This is a genomic window from Bradyrhizobium sp. AZCC 2289, from assembly GCF_036924615.1.
Classification (GTDB): Bacteria; Pseudomonadota; Alphaproteobacteria; order Rhizobiales; family Xanthobacteraceae; genus Bradyrhizobium.
The window spans coordinates 6608487-6629159 of record NZ_JAZHRY010000001.1; the positions used below are offsets into that span (position 1 = coordinate 6608487).

The window sequence follows — 20673 nt, forward strand, 5'->3', positions numbered from 1 at the left end:
GCCATGAACACCGTCGAGACCAGCTCTGGCCGCGAGATAGTCGGGGGAACTAGCCGCCGCGGCTTCCTTGAGGGGATCGGTACGACCGCTTTTCTCCTCGCTTTCCAACTACCGGTCAGCCCCGGACGCGCGGGTGAACCGTCAGGGGTCTCCGGGCAATTCAACGCCTTCCTTGCTATCGGTGAGGACGATGTCGTCACGGCGATCATTGCGCAAACCGAGGGTGGTCAGGGGAACTCGACCGGCATGACCCAGGTCATCGCTGCCGAGTTGGGAGCCGCTTGGCCGCGAATGCGATACCGGTTCACTACGGAACGACGGCCAGAATACATCAATCCGATGCTCTACGAAGGGCTCGTCTTGACCGCCGGGAGCTCTTCGATCCCAGGCTTCTATGGCACAATGCGCCGAGCCGCAGCGGCGACGCGGGAGATGCTCGTCGCCGCAGCGGCGAAGCAATTGGGGGTCAGCCCGGGCGACTTGTCCGTGTCGGAATCCAAAGTGACACACTCGCATTCCGGCCGCTATCTCACATTCGGACAACTGGCGGCGGCTGCGGCCAAGGAGCCGGTTCCGGCAGAGCCTCGGCTGCGCGCTCGAAAGGAGCTTCTCCTGATCGGTCAGCCGTTGGACCGGTTGGATGTTCCGCCAAAGGTCGACGGGAGCGCTCGCTTCGGACTTGATCTCGAAGCTCCGGACATGTTGTACGCGGCCGTAAGACACGGCCCCGCCTATGGGTCGACAGTCGCGGCGATCGATGACGCCAAAGCCAAGAGCATGCCGGGCGTCAGGCTGATCATGGCGGTGCCGCAAGGCGTGGCCGTTGTCGCCGATCAATATTGGCAGGCTGTTAAGGCCCTGGCCGAAGTGCGGGAGACATACGCTAGCCATCCGAATGACAACGCCTCTTCCACCACAGTCGCGGCCGCGCTGAGGCGGGGACTGGAGCAGCCCGGGCACCCGACGATGGGGGGCCATGGAGACGTCGCGACCGCGATGAAGTCCGCCGTGAAGGTTCTCGAGGCCGAGTTCTCGATGCCATTCCTGTCGCACGCATGTATGGAGCCTGTCTCATGTACCGCCCGCGTTAGCGGCGACCAAGTCGAGTTGTGGCTTTCCACCAAATCGCCCAGCCTGGATGCGGGCCACGCGGCACGCGCGCTCGGTATCGACCCGTCGACCGTCATCGTGCACAACGAGTATCAGGGCGGAGACTTCGGCCGGCGCTCCGGGATGGAGCATACGACCGAGGCGGTGCTGCTGGCGAAGGCAGCCGGGCGACCTGTGAAAGTGGTCTGGACTCGAGAGGAAGACCTCCGGGTCGACCAGCATCGTACCGCGTTCCTGGGCCGCGTGCGCATGGGTCTCGGCGCCGATGGGACTCCCGTGGCCTACGAAGCGAAAATCGCGTGTGACGGTCTGTGGCAACGGTTGTTCCCGTGGTTCTACGCGAAGAAGAAGCCGGTGGACTTGCCGATGTTCAACCTGGTAGGCGGCGCGTATGGAATTCCGAATGAAGCGGGAACCTACGTCAACGTCCCGCTTCCGGTCCGCATTGGCGCCTTTCGCGGCAACAACGATACGCATAACGGCTTCATGCTGGAGACAATGATTGACGAGGCGGCGCACATCGCGGGTGCAGATCCGCTGGCCTATCGTCGCAGGTTATTGTCGAAAGACGCCCGAAGTATCGCAGTCCTCGACCGTGCTGCCGCGATTGCCGGCTGGGGCAAGACTGCCCCAGGTCACCACCAGGGCATCGCGTATCTCCAATCGGAATTCTATCGCTGCAGACTCGCCGTGATCGCAGAGGTCTCTGGAACGGCGGACGCCCTCAGAGTGGAACGGCTGGTTGGCGTCTGTGACTCCGGTCTCGCAATCAATCCGCTACTTGCCGAACGAGCGGTCGAGGCTGGAATGATATTCGGTCTGAGCAACTCCATGAGCGAGCGTATCTCCCTCGCGGGTGGGGCGCCCGAGCAGACCAATTTCGATACGTATGAGATCCTCCGTATCGACCAGACGCCCGATGTCATCGTCGGGATCATCTCGGTTGGCGACGAGCCGGGCAGCTTCGGCGAGGTTGGGACGATGCCGGTAGGCACGGCTCTTGGCAACGCCATCTTCTCAGCGACCGGCAAGCGCATTCGGACTCAGCCCTTCGGAGGCAATGGAGTCACCTTCGTTTGACAAATCGAAGTCGGCCGTACGGATTGATTCAGGCGATGGGAGATGGAACGTGAAACGACTAGCTGCATACTCCATATTTGCCGCGGCCTTTCTCGCCGCGCCTGGTATTGCGGCGGCGCAGGACAGCTCGACTGGAAAGGTATCGTTTGGCAAGTGCCAAGCCTGCCACGCCGTCGGGCCAGGGGCGAAGAACAGGTTGGGCCCTGAGCTCAACGGATTGGTTGGGCGCCGAACTGGTGCGGCAGGGGGATACCAGTACTCACCCGCTGTGAAGAATGCAGGGTTCGTTTGGGATGGGACCAGCTTCGCCGCCTTCATCGCCAATCCGAGGGGGAAGATTCCCGGGAACAAGATGGTGTTCGCGGGCATCAAGGACGAAACCGAAATAGCCAATCTCTGGGCTTATCTCTCGCACTTCAATGTCGACGGCAGCTCGAAGTGACAATGCTACCGATGCGGGCCTCAAGCCGCTGGAGATTCACATGAGAAGAATCGTCCACCACGAACTCGGAGAACCGGCGCGAGTGCTTCGGGTCGAAGGCGGCCCCTCCACGTCGCTTGGGCCAGATCAAGTTCGCGTCCGCTTATCTTACGCGCCGATCCATCCCGGCGATCTTCACGGTGTCACGGGCTCGCCAGCGTTCGGAACGCCGCCGACAGTCGCCTCCGGTGGGCGGGTACCCGGATTTGAAGGCGCCGGCGTCGTGAGCGAGGTCGGCCCCCAGGTCGATCCTGCTCTCGGGTTGAAGCAGGGCCTCAGAGTGGCCTTCTTCCCCGCATCAGGCGCCTGGAGCGATGAAGCCGCCGTTCCGGCCAGCTCCGTAGTGCCGTTGCCGGACTCGATTCCGGACGAAGTCGGCGCGCAGATGCTGATTAACACGGTCACGGCTCTTACAGTGATCCGCGCGGCACACGACTCGCTTCCCCCTGACGCGCGTACCGCGGTCGTCGCGCTGCTCACTGGAGCAGGATCCGCTGTCGGGCGCCTTATCGGCAAGGTTCTGACGGAGCGGGGCGTAAAGGTCATCAGACTGGTCCGAAGCGAAGCTAGCGCGGCGAAACTCACCGGGATCTTGCCAGGGTCCCCGGTTTTCGCGACGGAGGTTGCGGGCTGGAAGGACCGCGTTAGGGCCGCCGCAGAGGGCGCCAAGATCCACGCCGCGATCGACAGCGTCGGCGGGCGTCTGTTGGGCGACGTCGCGGATTTGTTGGCTGAACGGACCGGGACCGTCATAAATTTCGGCTCGCTCGGCGGGGAGACGAGCGACATCCGTCTATTTCCGCCCCGCTCCCTCACGCTCAAAGGTGTGGTGCTCGGCAGTTGGATGCAGCAGCCACCGGAGCAGCGCAAAGCCGATATTGCGCTCGCACAGCGACTTGCGCATGAGCCCGGAACCCTGTTCGAGGTTGCCGAACGGTACGCGCCGTCCCGGATCGCCCACGCCGTTGCGCATGTCAGTCAAGCAGGCCGGGCCGGCGTCGTTCTTATCGATTTCTCGAGAAATTAGGAGGCCGGACCATGAAGTTCGGCACGATCGGCGCCGGCACGGTCGCACTTGCATTCGCGCGAGAGGCTCTGGCGACTGGCCATCAAGCGGTCTTGAGCAGCCGACGTGGTCCAGAATCTCTTGCCAGAAAGGTTGCTGAGCTCGGGCGTGGAGCATTCACGGCCACGGTCGAGGAGGCCGCAAGCCTCGACTATGTCCTGCTCGCCGTTCCCTGGCCGAATGTCGAGGACGCGCTACGGGGCCTGCCAGCGTGGAACGGCCGAGTGCTCATCGACGCCACAAATCCGTTCATCGAGTACAGCCCCAAACTCGTGCTGGCCGACTTGGGCGGCAAGGGGGCGAGCGAAGTGGTAGCCGGCCTGGCGCCGGGCGCACGGGTCGTGAAGGCGTTCAATTCGATCGTCACCGCTCGCTTCAATGAAGGACCCATAAAGAATGGTGGCCGCCGCGTCATCTTCGTCTCCGGGGATCACCCGGAGCCGACCGAATTCGTCAAGAGCGTGATCGAGGGCTTCGGCTTCGTGCCGGTCTACCTCGGCGGTCTCGCGACCGGTGGCCGCTTGCAGCAGGCGGGCGGGCCGCTCGCCGGTCGCGACCTCGTCGATTTCGGCAGCCTCTAAGTCAATGGGGAAAATCGCCAATGCGTGCAGCGCTGATCAAGGCCTTTGGTGAACCGACGGAAGTGCTCGAGCTTGCCGACGTGCCGGAGCCTTCGGGACCGGCTGCCGGTGAGGTGTTGGTCGGTGTCGAGTACGCGCCGATCAATATGAACGACCTATACGTGATTCAGGGCGCATTTCCGGTTCGACCGTCGCTACCCAGCGTTGTCGGCAATGAGGGCGTCGGCCGCGTCCTGGCGGTTGGGAGCGGCGTGGAGCATCTAAACCGAAGTTTGCTCGTGTCGTCAGGAGAGACTTGAGTCAGTGCAGTGGGTTAGGGTGGGAATGATCCTGTGATTGTGTCCATGTAAGGGGATTCCCAAATCGGCGAGGATATGATTCGATTCGGGCATGTTCATCGAGATGGTGCCCAATCGAGACTCTCCGCCTGCGGTGTTGCTGCGGGAGAGTTATCGCGACGAGCAAGGCCGTTCGCAGAAGCGGACGTTGGCCAATCTCAGCAAGCTGCCGCGTGATATGATCGATACGTTGAAGGCGGTGCTGAAGGGCGGAACGGTCATCGGCACTGGTCCGCAGGAACTGGAAGTCGAGCGCTCATTGCCGCACGGCCATGTTGCGGCGGCGCTTGGAATGATCCGCAAGATTGGCCTCGACCGGTTGATTCTGGGTGCGGCGAAGGATCCGGCCTCGCGACGCTGCTGCGATCTCGTTGTCGCCATGGTGGTTGATCGGTTGATTGCGCCACGATCGAAGCTGGGCTTTGTCCGCGCGATCGATGAGGAGACGGCGGTATCGAGTCTGGGCGCGGTCTTGCACCTTGGCCGGGTCAAGGAGCGGGAGGCCTATGAGGCGCTGGATTGGCTGCTCGAACGTCAGGGCCGCGTCGAAAATGGCTTGGCGCGGCGGCATCTCGAAGACGGCGTGCTGGTCCTCTATGACGTCAGCTCATCTTACTTCGAGGGCCGCTGCTGCCCGCTGGCGCGCTATGGCCACAGCCGGGATCACCGCAAGGACCGGCCGCAAATTGTCTATGGGCTGCTCTGCACACGCGAGGGACTGCCGATCGCCGTGGAGGTGTTCGACGGCAACACCGCGGATCCCTCAACCTTGAGCGCGCAGATCGAGAAGGTGAAGGATCGCTTCAGGATCAGTCGTCTGGTGCTGGTCGGAGATCGCGGCATGATCACCTCGGCCCGCATTCGCGACGAACTTAGGCCCGCGAATCTCGATTGGATCACCTGCCTGCGTGCACCGGCGGTGCAGGCGCTGGCCGCGGAAAATGGGCCGTTACAGCTGTCGTTGTTCGATGATCGCGATCTCGCCGAAATCAGCGCGCCGGACATGTTCCCAGGCGAACGGCTGATCGCGTGCCGCAATCACGACCTCGCCGCCGAACGGGCGCGCAAGCGTGAGGACTTGTTAGCAGTGACTGAACGCGAACTGGCCCGGATCGAAGCCAAGGTCCGGCGCAGGAACGCTCCCTTGCGTGACGCTGCCGAAATAGGTCTGGCGGTCGGCGCGGTTCTTAACAAAAGAAAGATGGCCAAGCACTTCGTCGTTACGATCCGCGATGGTCATCTCTCCTGGCATAGACGGCTCGATCAGATCGAGGCAGAGGCGCGCCTCGACGGCATCTATGTGATCCGAACCAGCATGCCTGCCGAGCATCTGAATGCCGCAGAAGCAGTTCAGGCCTACAAGGATCTCTCGCACGTCGAACGGGCATTCCGATCCCTGAAGAGCGTCGATCTGGAAATCCGGCCGATCCGTCATTGGACCGCGGACAGGGTGCGGGCTCATGTCTTCCTGTGCATGCTCGCCTACCATGTCGAGTGGCTCCTACGGGAGGCCCTAGCGCCGCTGTTGTTCCACGACACCGATCTGGCAGCAGCCAAAGCGGAGCGAACTTCTCCAGTTGCGGCCACCGCACCGTCAGACGTCGTCAAGGTCAAGAAGACAACCAGGCGATCGGCAGACGGTCAGCGCGTCATGAGCTTCGGTGACCTCATTGCGCATCTCGGAACACTCGCTCGCAACACCATGCACGTGCCCGCGCGCCCCAAGCACCGCTTTACCCTTCACTCCAAACCAACCGCCCTCCAGGAGGCGGCCTTCGATCTGCTCGGGCTCAATCCCGTTCGTGTCCAGTAACCGAGTAGCCTCGCGGACGAATGATCAAACCGCATCAGATACTTATGCGATTCATGGGTGAAAACTTCGGTCTAAAGGTCGGCGATCGGGTCCTCATCCCGCTCTATGCATTCAGTTGGCGCGAACGGTTGGTCGTGCCGGCGACAGGTCTGTTCAGCCTCCCCGAGGCCGAACCGCAGCAACTGGCGATGCTGGGCATCAATCCACCCACGGCGTCTCTACTCCTCGACGAAGCGCCCGATCTCAAGCCTGGCGACTGGATCGTCCAGAACGCGGCCAATTCAGGTGTCGGCCGATCGCTTATCGCCATCGCCAAGGCGCGGGGCATGAAGACGATCAATCTCGTGCGCCGCCCGGAGCTCATTCCCGAGCTGCAGGCCGTCGGCGGTGACCTCGTGGTCGTGGATGAAGACGGCGCGCTCGACAAGATCCGGGCAGCCGTCGGAAACGGTCGCGTGCCGCTCGCCGTCGACGGAGTGGCGGGCAAGAGCAGCGCCATGATCGCCGGCGCGCTCAGCGAGCATGGGATCTTCGTTGTCTATGCGTACATGGGCGGAGGGCCGGTCGCGATCAACCCGTTCGACCTGATCGTGAAGCGCATCGTCGTCAAAGGCTTCTTCCTGAACCATCCCGACATCGAGCCAAAGATTCACGCGGCGTTACGTGAAACCGTACCGCTCGCCGCTTCCGGCGCGATCCAGGTGCCCATCGCGGCAACCTATCCTCTGTCCTCATTGCGCGAAGCGGTTCTTCACGCCCAGCGGGGCGGAAAGGTGCTTCTCGACCTTCGCGGAACGACCTGAGCGGATGTCGCACGCGTGATCCTCGGACAGATCACCGTGGTACTGGCGATCGTCGTTGCTGGCGTTGGTGTGGCACGCAGTACGCCGCCGTGCAGCTTGGCTTCCCGTCGAGCTGCTGGGCGCCAGGCACGGGCGCTACCCACGGACGGCGGCGGGTGACGAACAGCTCCGTGACGGGTTGAAACCACTCATTGTTGTCGATGTTGTCGATCCCGCCGGCTTTCACGAACATCACTTCCGGTGCCACGTCCGGTTCTGTAGTGAGGGGTGATCCGCACTTAGCGCAACAGCGGCATCCAACCCGTACGCCACTCGCGCCAACGTCCTCGAAGACCGTCGTTTCGCCTTCAAGATCGAACGTCGAACGCTTGATGATGATAGTGGAAAAAGCGCTTGCGGATTGCGGTCAACCGCTAGTCTCACTCACCGGCGACGTGCTCAGGTCGTCGGCTGCACGCAGCGCAAGCGTTTGTTCCTGCGTCCTACCCTGCAGCCGCGTCGATTTTGTGCGGTGAGGCAGCCCGATCCGATCGGACACCCTCGTCACCTTGTCTGCTTTCGGGAGCAAGCCCGGCGAACCGGCGCAACGCTTCAGCCATCTGCACGCGCACGCTGACGCCGGTGATCACCACGTCGACCATGGTCAGCGACGAGTGGAAGTGGCCGCGCGCCTTCAACTGCTCGACCGGCACGCCGGCGGTCGCCAGCGCTTCGGCGTAGGCGACACCCTCGTCGCGCAGCGGATCGAACTCGCAGATCGCCACCAGGGCCGGAGGCAGCCCATCGAGCTTGCCGCGCAGCGGCGAGGCGCGCGGATCGGTCCGGTCCGCGGGCGAACAGTAGATGTCCCAGAACCAGTACATCAGCGAGCGCGTCAGGAAGTAGCCCGTGGCGTTGTCGGTGTAGGACGGGCGGTCGAACGTGCAGTCGGTGACCGGGCAAACCAGAAGCTGGCCCGAGATCTCTGGGCCACCGCGGTCACGCGCCAGCTGGCAGGTGACGGCCGCGATGTTGCCGCCGGCGCTCCAGCCTGCAACCATCACCGGTCCCGGTCTGCCGCCGAGGTCGGCCGCGTGCTCGGCGATCCACCGCGTTGCCGCGTAGCCATCCTCTGCCGCCGCCGGGAAGCGGTGCTCGGGCGCATGCCGGTAGCCGACGCTGACGAAGATCATCCCGGTTCGCCGGCACAGGTCACGGCAGAACGGATCGTCGGACTGCTCATCGCCCAGCACCCAGCCGCCGCCATGGAAATAGACCACGATCGGATGTGGCCCCGGCGTCGCCGGCCGGTAGAGCCGATAGGGCAGCGGACCATCGGCGCCTTGCAGCGTGCCGTCAACGGCCTCGCCGACCGGTCGGCCGGCAGGACGGCCCTTGTTGAACTCGTTGAGGAAGTCGCGCGCGCCTTGGGCGCCAAGCGACTCGATCGGCGGCAGGTTCATCTCCGCCAGCATGCCCAGCACCAGCCGCACGTCCGGCTGCAGGCGAACGACCTCGCCGTCGTTGCATTGCTCTGAAACGTTGGGTCCGGTGAGCCTGAAGCCGACCATGCCGCCGTTTGCGACCTCGTTGCAGATGCTGCGGTAGGGGCCGACGCCGCCGGTATAGGGCATCACGCCTTGCGCCTTGCCGGGAACGTTGGCGCCCGTGTACCAGGTATTCGCCAGCCGATGCAGCGTGAGCGTCGCACAGTCGGCCATGTGCCGCGCCCAGCCGGCCTGCGCCGTGTCGGTCGCCTCGACTGTCGTGAAGCCGGCCTCGCGCATCGCCACCAGCCGGTCGACCACCCAGTCGACGTGCTGTTCGATCGACACCGCCATGTTCGACAGCACCGAGGGGCTGCCGGGACCGGTGATCATGAACAGGTTGGGGAAGCCCGCGACCGTGAGCCCGAGATAGGTCTGCGGCCCGTGGGCCCAGACGTCGGACAGTGATTTGCCGCCGCGGCCGGTGATTGGATGCACGGCCATGATCGCCCCTGTCATGGCGTCGAAGCCGGTGGCAAACACGATCACGTCGACGTCGAAGGTGCGCTTGTCGGTCGTGATGCCGGAGGCCGTGATCTGTTTGATCGGCTCCTGCCGCAGATTCACCAGCGTGACGTTGGGACGGTTGTAGGTGGCGTAGTAGTTGGTATCGAGGCCGGGACGTTTTGCGCCGAACGGATGGTCATGCGGGCTCAGCGCGGCGGCCGTGTCGGGATCCTTCACGGTCGCGCGGATCTTCTCGAGGATCAGCTCGGCGAGCAGCGCGTTGCCCTCGACATCGACGCCCTGGTCGGCCCACAGCTGGGTCAGGATGTAGACGAGATCGCCGGTGGCCCACGCCTGCTCGAACCGCTCGCGGCGCTCGGCATCGCTCAATTGCCAGCTGACCGCCGTCTGTTGGGGATACGGTACACCCGCCATCGACCAGCGCGCCTGCTCGCGGTAGCCGGCGCGGTCGCCTTGCAGCATTGCAATGCGCTCCGCGGGTGCAGGACCATTGTGGGCGGGCAGGGCAAAGTTCGGCGTGCGCTGGAACACGGTCAGTTGCGCCGCCTGCTCTGATATCAGCGGGATCGACTGGATGCCGGATGATCCCGTGCCGATCACCGCGACGCGCTTGCCGGCGAGCTTGACCTCTTCATGTGGCCAGCGGCCGGTGAAATAAACCTCGCCCTTGAAATCCTTGACGCCGTCGATCTCCGGCGGTTTTGGCGCGGAGAGGCAGCCGGTGGCCATGATGTAATAGCGGCAGGAGATCGTCGCGCCATTGTCGGTCTTGAGCAGCCAGCGTTCGGTGGCCTGATCCCAATTCGCCGCAGTGACTTTGGTTTGAAAGCGGATGTCGCGCCGCAGTTCGTAGCGGTCGGCGACGAAGCCGAGATAGCGCAGGATTTCCGGCTGGGTGGCGTATTTCTCCGACCATTGCCACGCGCTCTCCAGCTCGGGATCGAACGTGTAGCTGTAGTCGATGGTCTGGATGTCGCAGCGCGCGCCGGGATACCGGTTCCAGTACCAGGTTCCGCCGACATCACCGGCTTCCTCCAGCACCGCGGCACTGAAGCCGGCCTTGCGCAACCGATGCAGAAGATACAGGCCGGCAAACCCGGCACCCACCACCGCGACGTCGAGCTGTTGCTTCGTACTGCTCGTCGCTTCCGAAGCACGTGCTGCAACCGTTGCGTCTGGCATGCCATCCTCCCGTGCATTTTATTTTGCCGCAGGCTACTGCCGCGCACCCAATTTGTCATCAGGGCAATTTCAATCTTCGGTAGTTCCGCGCGTGACGACGGCCTGTTCGACCACGGCCCGTTAGTTCCCGCCAATGCGGCTGCGCGGTCCGGACATTGGCCCCACGCGCCAGCCCATTTCCCAGAAGTCGGCTTCGAGCCGGGTGGCTTCCTTGAAAATCGCGATCAGCTCGGCCTCGCGAGCCGGCGTGGCGTAGAGATCGGCGAGACCATCCAGGTGCGCCTGCGCTTTCGCCGCGACCACCTGGTACGGCGCGCCGGCATATTCGGCGATCCACTCGCGATACGGGTTCGTTGCAGCGAACGCGCCGGGTTGCGCGGCGAGCCGCGTCGCGATCTCGGCGTAGCCGATCACGCAGGGCGCCAGCGCCACCTTGAGCGCCAACAGATCGCCGCGCATTCCCGCGTCGAGCACGTAGCGTGTATAGGCCAGCATCTCGATCGCCGGAGGCGCTTGTTCAAGATCTGCGGGTGACAGGCCCCAGCCGGCGCAGAGTTTTACATGCAGGTTCATCTCGACGTCGAGAATGGCCGAGAGGCCGGCCGCCGCTTCGCGCATGTCGGCGAGCTTGGGCGACTTGTAGACGGCGAGCGCGTAGGCGCGGGCGAACTCGATCAGGAACAGATAGTCCTGAACGAGGTAGTGACGAAACGCCGCCTCAGTGAGCGAACCGTCAGCCAGGGCGTTCGTGAAGGGGTGCCCGGTGTAGGCCCGCCACTCGGCTGCCGCTGCTGTCTTCAGTCGCTCGAAGAAACTCATCATCTTTCGCAGGGTTTGCTTCCCAAGGCGTGTCTTGGGCTCGCTACCGGATCACAAGCGGACCCCTCAGGCAAGGAACGATGTCCGCTCTTCCCTCAAGCGCGGTCTTGCGCCAAGGCAGCGCTTACCTCAAGCCCCGTGCCGGAAGCGGGCATTGCATCGGATTTGCGGCTTTCGTCTCGCCAAGCGGCGCATTCATTGTTTACGATCCAATGAGTAATGTCCGGTGAAATTTTGGGAGACCGCCATGGGGATGAGAAGTCATGCCGCTGCTGCGCTCGCGGCTGCGCTTGCTCTCGGAGTTTTCTTCACGCCGCCGGTTTCCGTCGCCATCGATGCAGCCATCAATACGACGGCGTTGCTCGTCCCGGCCGCGATCGGCAATCTCGGCCTCATGTCCCCCGCCATGGGGCAGCCGGCCGCGCTCGCGAAAAAGCAATCGGACGCACTCGCAGCGTATAACAAGGCCGCAAGCGATTTCGAGGCGATCCTGGGCCAGCGGCGCGCACAGATCGATTCGAATCAACGGCTGCCGAACCTGCCAGGACAAGCCCTCTACCTTGCACGCAACAACATGCTGAGCGCGTACAAGGACCTCACCGACGCTGTTCCGTCCAGGATCGGCGGGCCCAACAAATACGGAATCCCTCCGGCGTACCTCGACGCCGGCGTTGAGCCGCTGCTCGATCAGTACAGGAAACTGTTCGACCTCATGCAGGCGCCGCCCGCCAACGCGCAAAAATCGGATACGCCATTCAAGGACGTCGTCGATTTGGGAACGGCTATCGCGCGGGCCAAGGGCCTCGATGCGGCCGGTGCCGAAGCGGCGGGCCGTATCAGCCTGGGGCTGTTCTTTGCGGAGACAAACGGCAATCAGAACATCGGGAATGCGCGCTCGAATACCTACAAGGGGAGTCTGCAAACCGGTCCATCCGAAGATCAAAACGGGCAAAGGAAGTGGGCCGCGATCAAAACCTCGATGGCCGCCTTTGATCCTGCGCTGAGCCTTCGTGACGACAGGGAAGAGGCGCGGGCCGGCAATCTGGATCACCGGTTCAATCACTGGACCGCCGTGCGGGATGCCCTGATGAGCGCCCACGCCGATATTTTCCCGCAGGCAACCGCGATCGTGAAAACCCTGCCGAATCCGATCGATCAAATGAAGCTGTTTGAGCTGATCCAGATTATTCCCGCTCCGACCAGGTCTGCACTCAAGTCTGGCGACCTGGTCAACTACAGAATTTCCGACCCGAGGATCATGGGATATCTGCGAAACAACAGCATTTTCACCTTTGGACAAGCCGACAGGGCAAGAAGGTCTGCAACCTACCGCGAGATTCTTGACGCGATGTGGCTCTTCAATGCCAAGTTTGAAGAGGCGCTTGCCAAATTCGACGAAATCAAGGCGCGGCAAAAGAGGTGACGTCGGCAGCCGCCGATCGGACCGCGTTTCGCCGGGTTCCGCAACGTGACGATCCCGAGCGGATCGTGTGACGACAACGATACAATCAAACTTACTCTTAGGGTCTCGCGATCAGGCCGCTTGCAACCGGTAATTCATGGTTCATAATCCCCGCTGGCGCCGTCTTGTGCCGCCATCAGGCGCGCACGGAAAATCACTCCGGGGAAAGCAGGGATTGCTGTCGTCAGGGAGAAAATTCGCCGGATCGTGCTTTGGCGTTTCGCCCCGCCGCTGCACCATCATCGCCGCGATGGCCGCATTGGTGCTTCTGCCGATCGAGGTCAGCGAAGCCGGCTGGCTGTCGGATGCCTTCAAAGGCCCGTCAAAGCCCGGCAAATCGCCAAAGCGCGTCGCCTCGCCAAAGTCAGCCACTTTGGCGAAATCCGCCGCGTCGCCAAAGCGCCACACTGTAAAGCTTGCCGCCCTCGGGCCGGTCGCCTTGAGCCCTTCCGCTTTGAAACCGGTCGCAACCACGTGCGATCCCCAAAAATTCCGGATCGTTCTGGATGTGGGACATACTGCGGATTCGGAAGGCGCGATCAGCGCCCGCAACGTCGCCGAGTTCCTCTTCAATCTGCGGCTTGCGCAGCGGATCGAGGAGAAATTGAAGGCCGAAGGCTTTGCCGGGACCAGGTTGCTCGTGACCGAGGGCAAGGCCAGGCCGAGCCTGGTCAGGCGAGTCGACGCGGCCAACAAGCTGCAAGCCGATCTGTTCCTGTCGATCCACCATGATTCCGTGCCCAACTCGTTCCTCGAGAACTGGGAATTCGAGGGCAAGAAAAGTCATTTCAGCGACCGCTTCAGCGGCTATTCCGTCTTCGTCTCCCGCGACAATCCGGACTTCAAGACCAGCCTCTCGTTTGCCGAACTGGTCGGCAAGGAAATGAAGGCCGAGGGCCTGCAATATGCCCAGCAATATACCCAGCCCATCATGGGTCGGTACCAGCACCCGCTGCTGAACAAGGAAACCGGTGTATATAGCTACGATCAGCTCATCGTGCTGAGAAAGACCCGGATGCCTGCGGTCCTGCTCGAGGCGGGCTCGATCATCAACCGGGACGAAGAGCTCAAGATGGAATCGCCCGAACGCCGGGACATCATCAGCAGTGGCGTCACGGCGGCCGTGAAGGAATTCTGTGATCTTCGATGGGCCATCCTCGGCCCGCTCTGATGACGCGGTGACAGCCCCACCTCGCATCCCCCGGATTCTGGCATTGATGTCGTGAGGCGATCACCTCAGGCCCGAAGCTGATGCCGCTTTACGCTTTCGCCGTCGAAATAGGCGAAAGCGATGCTCGTCAGGCCGCCCAGCACGGACCAGAACACCAGGCTCGTCAGCGTCACGGCAACCACGAACTGGTGGGACAGTGAACTGGGCACGTTGGTGTCGACATGTTCAAGTTCCGGCGCCCCGATCAGATGGGGCAACACAATGAGCATCAGTCCTGCGATCGAGGCCGGCACGGACCGGCGGAAAACAACGAGCCCGAGGCCCGCTGCCGTCGCCAGCGCGGCCACGCCCCACCAGATCTGACGCGACAGCAATGGTGCCGTTGGCACGCCCGGCAATTCCGGCGGCAGGCCAATTCCGGGGGCGATCGTGAAGACGACGAAGCCTGCCAGCCCCCACATCAAGCCTTCATGCCACGACACGCTCTCGCCCGTCGCGCCGCTCCGCACCGAGAAGAAGCCGGCGAGCAGCAGCGCAAAACCGATGGCGGTCAGCACGTTCGCGGCCGCAGTGTAGGCGTTGCGCTCGAGCCCGTCCCTGGGCTCCCATGCCTCCGCGGCGTGCACATGGTCCGAATGGCTGTGGCTGGCGACCGTTTCCTGCGGACTTGCCGCGGCGTGCGCGCCTTGATGAGCCTCGACCGCCTTCTCGAAGACCTCGGCCTTCAAAATCAACGGTACCGTGCCGAATTGCTGGAGCCCGGTAACGATCAGGCCAACGGTGAAACCGGCAATGACCGATGAAAACACGATCGAACGAAAGGTGCCCATGCGACCTGATCAATGGCAAGGGAAAGCGTTCGAATGGCGCACGTCGTGTGCGGCGTTGTGAACGACATCGATATTGGAGAAACCCACGACGCCCACGATGAAGAGGCCGAGCATCATTGCCATAAGCGATTGGGCAAGCCGACCAAGCTGGCCGGCCGCGACCGGCAAATGCGTGACCTGGGACTGAGTCATCGTTGTTCTCCGCGTTTGATTTGGCTCGACTCTAGCAATATTCGGGCGATGTCGCGACTCGTTAGATGAAGATTCGTGCCGGCCGGGATGCATTTGCGCGCTATCTTGAGGCTGGCGGCCGCTCTGAATGCGTCTTCGAATTCCCCGAAATAGGCGAGGCAGGCTTGCGGCGTCGGTTCCGCACCCAGCAACGTCCGAAACGCCCCGCGGTGAACGGCACAGGTCGCGGCTTGATCCCCGATCGGGAAGACCAAGGATTCGATGTCGGTGCGCCAGCGAGCTTCCTCTTTCAAGTCGAATCCTCCATCGGGCTCCCGCATCCAGCGGATCGATCCGGTCATAGGCCGAAAGCCGCCCGGCGCGTGCCCACGATAACGGTTTGTCAGGCTCTGTCATTGGGTCCGCGCGGCCTGGCGCTCAGGCGAGCGCGCCGTCATCCGCCACGCCAGCACGGCGCCGGTCAGGCTGAAAGCGAGGCCGCAGAGACAGAGCGTCACGATCACGGCCGACCGCAGCAGCGGACGCGACGAGAGGGGGGCAAAATCGAACGTGTGAAGGCTACGCAGGGGCCAGTCATCCCCCAGCGACAGAAAGCCGGAGACAATCCAGCCGAGGATAAACGGCGCCAAGACGAGGCCGAGCCCGTGGTGCCAGGCCAGCAAGCCCTGATAGGCCGGCGTCTTCTGCCGGATAGCGGCACCAAGCCGGGCGAGGCCGATGACGACGCCGAGGCCTGCGCCGATTGCCCCGATCAGCGACAGCCACCATACCAGCGCGCGCCAGGCCTCGGCGTGGTGGCGAAGCGGCGCCGGGTAAATCCAGTGCATGATGCTGCCGACATAATTGAGCATGCGCATCCGCCGTGTCGTCACCAGAACAACATCTCCCGCCGTCGACGAGATGTAGAGCTCGGTGCGGGCGGCGTCGTTCAGCATGACGCGATAAAGCGGACGATCGGAATCATAATCGCCCGACACCGTCCATTGATCGTAAGCCACGCGCTCGACGTCTGCGCGCGACAGGTCGAGCCCGTACGCGCGCCCGTAACCGGCCGCAACATCCCGCGCGGCCGCTTCGGTGTGAACTTCGGCGCGGTCCAAAGTCGCCGCCGCCTTGCCTCGTGCCGGAAACGGCACGAAATGCATGACGATGCCCGAGGCGAACCACGTCGCAAACAACAGGCAAAATGCGACACCCCACCAGCGGTGCAGTCTTGCGATAATGCGCATCACCACTTCGCCGAGGCGGACAGTTCGAACGTCCTTGGCGCGCCAAGATAGACCTGGTCGGGATAACCGGGGTCGGACCATTGCGCATAGAGCGCGTTGGTCACGTTACGGACACGGAACGCTAACCGCATCCTGTCCACCCCTTGCCACGGCAAGTCGCGGCCGGGCACGTCGACGAAGGCGAACAGATCCGCCGTGGTGTAAGGCAGCATGACGGTGCGGTCGTCCTCGTAGAGGAAGCGCTGTCCGACATGCCGCACCGAGCCGCCGATCTCGACCGGCCAGCGCCAGTTATCGAACCGCCAGGACGCGCCGGCGTTGATGATCACGGGCGCGACATTCGACGGCGTATTGCCGGAGAAGAAATCGAAATCGGCGTAACGTGCTTCCGTGAACGCCACATTGCCCCAGAGCTTGAGATTGTCGACCGGACGCAGCGCGCCCGCGATCTCGATGCCCCTGGTGTGGACCGCACCTGCGAGCGATGCCACCGCGTTGGTGATCTGCACATAGACATTGCGGCGCTCGATATCGTAGGCCGAGAAGGTAAACTCCGCGCGCTTGTCGGGAGAGATCGCCTTGACGCCGGTCTCGTAGATGCGCGCGCTGGTCAACTCCAGCGATGTGCCGGGGGTCACCGAGAAGATGCCGGCCGCGGCCGGATCAAAGGCGGTGGCGTACATGCCGTAGAACATCAGCCCCTTCACCGGTTCGAACGTGGTGGCGGCGCGGTAGGACACCGGCGTCCATGTCTTGCTGAAGGGCTGGCCCGCCGGGATCGTGCCGTCGAAATTGACGCCGTCACGCGAGAGCGTCAAATCCTCGGCGCGGATGCCGCCAATCAAAGCGAGCATCGGCGTGATCTTCAGGCGGTCCTCGATCGAGACCGCGATATTGTCGAGGCGGCTGTTGCGGATGTTCGGCTGCGGCACGCCGTAGAGGCCGGGGTCGGGATCGAGCACGGTCACCGAGTCGGCCGGGAACGTGTTCGGATTTCCCTCCTGGGCGAACTGGATGTCGTTGCGGCTGACCTGCAGCTGACCGGCCAGGCGGTTTTCGATCCCGAAGAAAGACGAATTCCAGACGAGATCGGTGTTGTCGCCGACCACCTGCTGCTTGTGGGTGACGAAAAAGCGGTCGCGGTCGATCAGCGAGGTGCCGGTGTTGAAGGCGTAGGTCTCGCTGTCATACCAGTGACGCCTGGCGCCGTACTCATAGGCCTGGTTCTTGAGCGTGACGTCGTCATTGATGTTCCATTCGAATCCGCCGCGAAGCCACAGCTCGTGTGCGCCGGTGGAATTGTCGGCCACATTGTAGTTGGTCCGGGTCGTCCGCGAATCGACAGTGACCGGACCGAACACGGCGGACGTGTCGGATGCGCTTGCAGCATTGAAAATGTTGAGCGCATTGCCGGTCACCACGCCGTGGGTGGCGAAGGCGCCGGCGAATGCGGTCGTCACCAGCGGCGTGCCCCAATAGGCATGGCCGTCGTCGCGCTTGTAATCGACGGCGCCGAACACCTTGAAGGCGTCGCTTACCCGGTAATTGAGCTGTCCGGCGACGCTGTTAAGCTGCTGATAGTCGCCGTCGACGAAGCTGTTGATCTTCGACGAACTGACGTCGAATCGATAGTCGAGTCCCGGCAAGGTCGTGCTGCCGCCCGAACCGAAATGCGTGCGATAGGTGCCGAGCGTATCGATGGAGGTGTCGAGTTCGTTCCTGACCGGGCCGGTGACCGGTTGCCTGCTCACATAATTGACCGAGCCGCCGATCGCGGCGAGCCCCGACATAATCGACGATGGACCGTGCACGAATTCGACCTGTTCGAGATTGGCCGTCTCCATCACCCGCGAGGTGATGCTCTGCGGTCCGATCCAGATGCCGTTGTAGAGCGTGGTCACGTCGCCAAAGCTGAAGCCGCGCATCGAGAAGCCGCCGGGTGCGCCGGCCGCATCGCCCGCGAGCACGCCGACCGCGCCCTGCGCGGTCTCGGTGGTGGTGCGATAACCCTGCTCGCGCATCGCCGGCTGGGTCACGACATCGACCGCCGCCGGCGTCTCGTGCACGGTGAGGCCGAGCCGGCTCGCGCTCGCCGCGACGGCGTTGCCGTTGAGCGGCGTCGGCGCGGCATCGGACGGTGGCAGCGGCGCGGGTTTTGCCGTCGGATTCCGCGCGGTGCGCTGCGCGCGCCTTGGCACGCCTTGCGGCTCGCCGCCCGCGTGCGTTGCGCTTTGCGGCTTCGGCGGCGACACCACCACGGGATCGAGTGTCCGCTGTTGCGCGAACACGGGTGTCGCGGCCACCAGTAGCGGAAACGCAGCGCCGGGCAGCAGACGTGAGATCAAAACCGTGCGCGCGCAAAGGCGCGACGGCGCTTGGAAGTTGCCGATATTGAAAATGGACACGACACGCTCGACGGCGAACAATCAACCCGTCATGCACGCTTGCCGAGACTATCCGCCCTTCGCCTTTGATGCGGCAGATAGCTACAGCTGTTGCGACGCTTCGGAGCACCCCGCCCGACGCGTTCGCGCATGACCATGGCTGGTAGCAGGTCTCCTGGCTCGCGGGTCGCGGCCTTGGACCACCTTCCCAGGATTTGACGATCCCAGTGGTATGAAATGGTCGCCGGCTCGCCGCTTACAGTTGCGGGGGCAGCTACGGCATTGTCCGCATCACACGGACGCACCGTATTCCCTTGATTAGCCCTTGCGGGCACTACCATGCGGGACACTGAAGAGGCTTCGCCGGCGAGTCAAGTAGCGGCGACCTCGCCGGGCGCGCTGTGTCGACGCATGTGTCAATTGGGCTACGTGGTCATCAGCTCTCGCCCAAAATCATGTCGGCGCAGGCGCCGCCGGCCTGCACCACGCCGGTATAGCCGCCGAAACCGGCATAGGCGGATGCGAGATAAAGTCCTGATACCGCGGTGCGCGGCGAGCGGACCAGGGCGCTACCGGCCGGCGGCGGCGGCGTCGGCGCAAATCCATAAACGGCGCCATCGGGCGCGTTGAGATATTGCCGGACCGACAGCGCAGTATTGAACGACGATGCGACCACGCCGGAGGCGAGGCCCGGATAGAATTTGTCGAGATAGCGAAGCATCGCCTGCTGCCACCGCCCGCGCTTCTCGCGATAGGCATCCAGGTCCGAACTGTCCCAGTTCGACAGCCAGTCCGGCCCGAACACCGACAACACATAAGGCGGCGCGGGAACGCCGGAATCGATTGCGGCGTAATCGACGATCGACATCGGCGGCATTCGCTCAGCGGGCTCGTCCGCCATCAAGGCCGCGCCGCGCCCGTAATCGGCCAGCCGCTTCATGTCGTCCGGCAGCAATTGCGTGGAATAGGCCGTGACGCCGTATTCGCGTGGCGGCTTCGTCAGCCCGAGTGTCAGCGCGAACAGGGAGATCGACGGCGTCAGGCCTGCGTGGCCTCTGGTCAATTTCTCCGCCGCGTCTTCCGGCATCAGCGGCGCCAGCGCGGCCGGCGCCGCGCCGCCGATGATCCGCGCGCATTCCGCGATTTGCGCGTCGCTGCCGTCTTTGGCGGTGTGGGTGACGGCGCTGGTCCGGCCCTGCGGGTCGAGCGCGATACGGGAGGCAACGCGGCGCAGCACTACCTCGCCGCCGGCTGTGCGAACGGCGCGGGCCAGCGCGCTCGAGAGCCGCTGCGAGCCGCCCTGCACGAAGCGTCCGCCGCTCAAAAGGTAACTTCCCTGCGCCCTGGCAAAGAAGCTCCACCACAGCGATCCCGGGTCGTCGTGGAAATAAGAAAGATTGGCCGCCAGCGCGCATTTGACGGCTTCATTGTCGCCGAACAATTGATCGAGCTTTTGCGACAATGACTGCGGCGCTTCGTCGGATGAGGGTGCGGCCGCCGCGGACGCGATGCCCTCCATTTCGTCGAGCAGTTGCTGGATGCCGGCCCGCGCCGCCGGAAATCGCTCGGTCAGCGCGACCCTCGCCGCGGCAAAATCGTCGGGCAGCACGAACGGTTTTTGGAGCGGGCCGCCGCGCACTTCGTAGAGCGCGCCGGCCGGGACCCATTTGACGGCATCGAGCACGCCCGCGCGCGTCAGCACGGCGTGCTTGGGATCTCTGCTATCCTGAGGGTTGCTGGTTTCCTGCAATGAACCTTCGATGAAGAGATCGCCGGACTTGTAGCTCGACGCCGCGCCGCCCACCGAGTTGCTGCGCTCGATCACAAGCACCTTGCGTCCGGCGCGTGCGAGGATTGCCGCCGCCGTCAAACCGCCAAGGCCGGCGCCGATCACCACTACGTCATAACGCGCCATTCGGCCTGAACCCCTGGAACCCGTGTACGGAGAGGGTTCATTGCCGCAATGGCGCACCGTGTCAAACGCGCTGACGGCATGGCGCAAGCGCTCTATAGCGTTTTCAAGCTAAGCCGGCCCCGGACTTGATCCGGGGTGGATACCGGTTCGCATAGCAATCAAGATTACGTAGATTGCGTAGACTTATCTGCGGTAGAAAACGCGTCAAAAATAAATAGAGCCT

17 protein-coding genes, 1 pseudogene and 1 riboswitch are annotated in these 20673 nt (G+C 63.4%); of the genes and pseudogenes, 9 read left to right on the top strand and 9 right to left on the bottom strand.

The genetic code is table 11. The features are described 5' to 3' along the window. Positions 1-3 precede the first annotated feature (3 nt). The 7 genes from V1289_RS31350 (at position 4) to V1289_RS31380 (ending at position 7272) form a co-directional block, all read left to right on the top strand. Positions 4-2190 (top strand): xanthine dehydrogenase family protein molybdopterin-binding subunit, encoded by a 2187-nt coding sequence (locus V1289_RS31350; RefSeq protein WP_334401751.1) that lies wholly within the window; start codon positions 4-6, stop codon positions 2188-2190. Between the two features lie 49 nt (positions 2191-2239). Continuing rightward, positions 2240-2632 carry a c-type cytochrome gene (locus V1289_RS31355; protein ID WP_334401752.1) on the top strand — a complete coding sequence of 131 codons (393 nt, stop codon included), beginning with the start codon at positions 2240-2242 and terminating at the stop codon, positions 2630-2632. Positions 2633-2672: 40 nt separating this feature from the next. Beyond that, a complete protein-coding gene (locus V1289_RS31360; protein ID WP_334401754.1) occupies positions 2673-3698 on the top strand; it encodes a zinc-binding dehydrogenase in 1026 nt (341 codons plus the stop codon). A gap of 11 nt (positions 3699-3709) precedes the next feature. Further along, positions 3710-4318: an NADPH-dependent F420 reductase gene (locus V1289_RS31365; RefSeq protein ID WP_334401756.1), complete on the top strand. Its 609-nt coding sequence runs from the start codon at positions 3710-3712 to the stop codon at positions 4316-4318. Between the two features lie 20 nt (positions 4319-4338). Further along, positions 4339-4617 carry an alcohol dehydrogenase catalytic domain-containing protein gene (locus tag V1289_RS31370; RefSeq protein WP_334401758.1) on the top strand — a complete coding sequence of 93 codons (279 nt, stop codon included), beginning with the start codon at positions 4339-4341 and terminating at the stop codon, positions 4615-4617. Between the two features lie 91 nt (positions 4618-4708). Then, positions 4709-6469, top strand: a complete 1761-nt coding sequence (locus V1289_RS31375) for an IS1634 family transposase (protein WP_334395305.1) — start codon at positions 4709-4711, stop codon at positions 6467-6469. Positions 6470-6522: 53 nt separating this feature from the next. After that, complete coding sequence (locus V1289_RS31380; RefSeq protein WP_334401760.1) at positions 6523-7272, top strand: zinc-binding dehydrogenase; 750 nt, start codon at positions 6523-6525, stop codon at positions 7270-7272. A 31-nt stretch (positions 7273-7303) separates the two neighbouring features. Here the strand turns inward: V1289_RS31380 and V1289_RS49910 are convergent. The 3 genes and pseudogenes from V1289_RS49910 to tenA form a co-directional block, all read right to left on the bottom strand. Further along, positions 7304-7657: pseudogene (locus V1289_RS49910) on the bottom strand (GFA family protein); the annotation flags it as partial. A 97-nt stretch (positions 7658-7754) separates the two neighbouring features. Further along, positions 7755-10448: a flavin-containing monooxygenase gene (locus V1289_RS31385; RefSeq protein WP_334401762.1), complete on the bottom strand. Its 2694-nt coding sequence runs from the start codon at positions 10446-10448 to the stop codon at positions 7755-7757. A 120-nt stretch (positions 10449-10568) separates the two neighbouring features. Beyond that, positions 10569-11267, bottom strand: a complete 699-nt coding sequence (gene tenA / locus V1289_RS31390; protein ID WP_334401764.1) for a thiaminase II — start codon at positions 11265-11267, stop codon at positions 10569-10571. Positions 11268-11673: 406 nt separating this feature from the next. Here tenA and V1289_RS31395 point away from each other — a divergent pair, with 406 nt between their 5' ends. Both V1289_RS31395 and V1289_RS31400 read left to right on the top strand, forming a co-directional pair. Next, the gene (locus tag V1289_RS31395; protein ID WP_442896097.1) at positions 11674-12690 is read left to right on the top strand and encodes a hypothetical protein; all 1017 of its coding nucleotides are present in this window, start codon (positions 11674-11676) and stop codon (positions 12688-12690) included. 214 nt (positions 12691-12904) lie between these two features. Then, positions 12905-13900 carry an N-acetylmuramoyl-L-alanine amidase family protein gene (locus V1289_RS31400; protein ID WP_334401766.1) on the top strand — a complete coding sequence of 332 codons (996 nt, stop codon included), beginning with the start codon at positions 12905-12907 and terminating at the stop codon, positions 13898-13900. A 65-nt stretch (positions 13901-13965) separates the two neighbouring features. Here V1289_RS31400 and V1289_RS31405 read toward each other — a convergent pair whose 3' ends face one another. From V1289_RS31405 to V1289_RS31430, 6 genes are all read right to left on the bottom strand, one after another. Beyond that, positions 13966-14730 (bottom strand): CbtA family protein, encoded by a 765-nt coding sequence (locus tag V1289_RS31405; RefSeq protein ID WP_334401768.1) that lies wholly within the window; start codon positions 14728-14730, stop codon positions 13966-13968. A gap of 9 nt (positions 14731-14739) precedes the next feature. Continuing rightward, on the bottom strand, positions 14740-14922 hold the full coding sequence (locus V1289_RS31410; RefSeq protein ID WP_334401770.1) for a CbtB domain-containing protein: 183 nt from the start codon (positions 14920-14922) through the stop codon (positions 14740-14742). Next, positions 14919-15263 carry a hypothetical protein gene (locus tag V1289_RS31415; protein ID WP_334401772.1) on the bottom strand — a complete coding sequence of 115 codons (345 nt, stop codon included), beginning with the start codon at positions 15261-15263 and terminating at the stop codon, positions 14919-14921. The genes V1289_RS31410 and V1289_RS31415 overlap by 4 nt, the downstream gene beginning before the upstream one ends. Positions 15264-15314: 51 nt before the next feature. Next, positions 15315-16151: a hypothetical protein gene (locus tag V1289_RS31420; protein WP_334401774.1), complete on the bottom strand. Its 837-nt coding sequence runs from the start codon at positions 16149-16151 to the stop codon at positions 15315-15317. Further along, the gene (locus tag V1289_RS31425; protein ID WP_334401776.1) at positions 16151-18556 is read right to left on the bottom strand and encodes a TonB-dependent receptor domain-containing protein; all 2406 of its coding nucleotides are present in this window, start codon (positions 18554-18556) and stop codon (positions 16151-16153) included. The genes V1289_RS31420 and V1289_RS31425 overlap by 1 nt, the downstream gene beginning before the upstream one ends. 127 nt (positions 18557-18683) lie before the next feature. Next, a riboswitch (cobalamin riboswitch) is annotated at positions 18684-18889 on the bottom strand. 82 nt (positions 18890-18971) lie between these two features. Then, positions 18972-20450 (bottom strand): phytoene desaturase family protein, encoded by a 1479-nt coding sequence (locus V1289_RS31430; RefSeq protein WP_334401778.1) that lies wholly within the window; start codon positions 20448-20450, stop codon positions 18972-18974. Between the last annotated feature and the right edge of the window lie 223 nt (positions 20451-20673).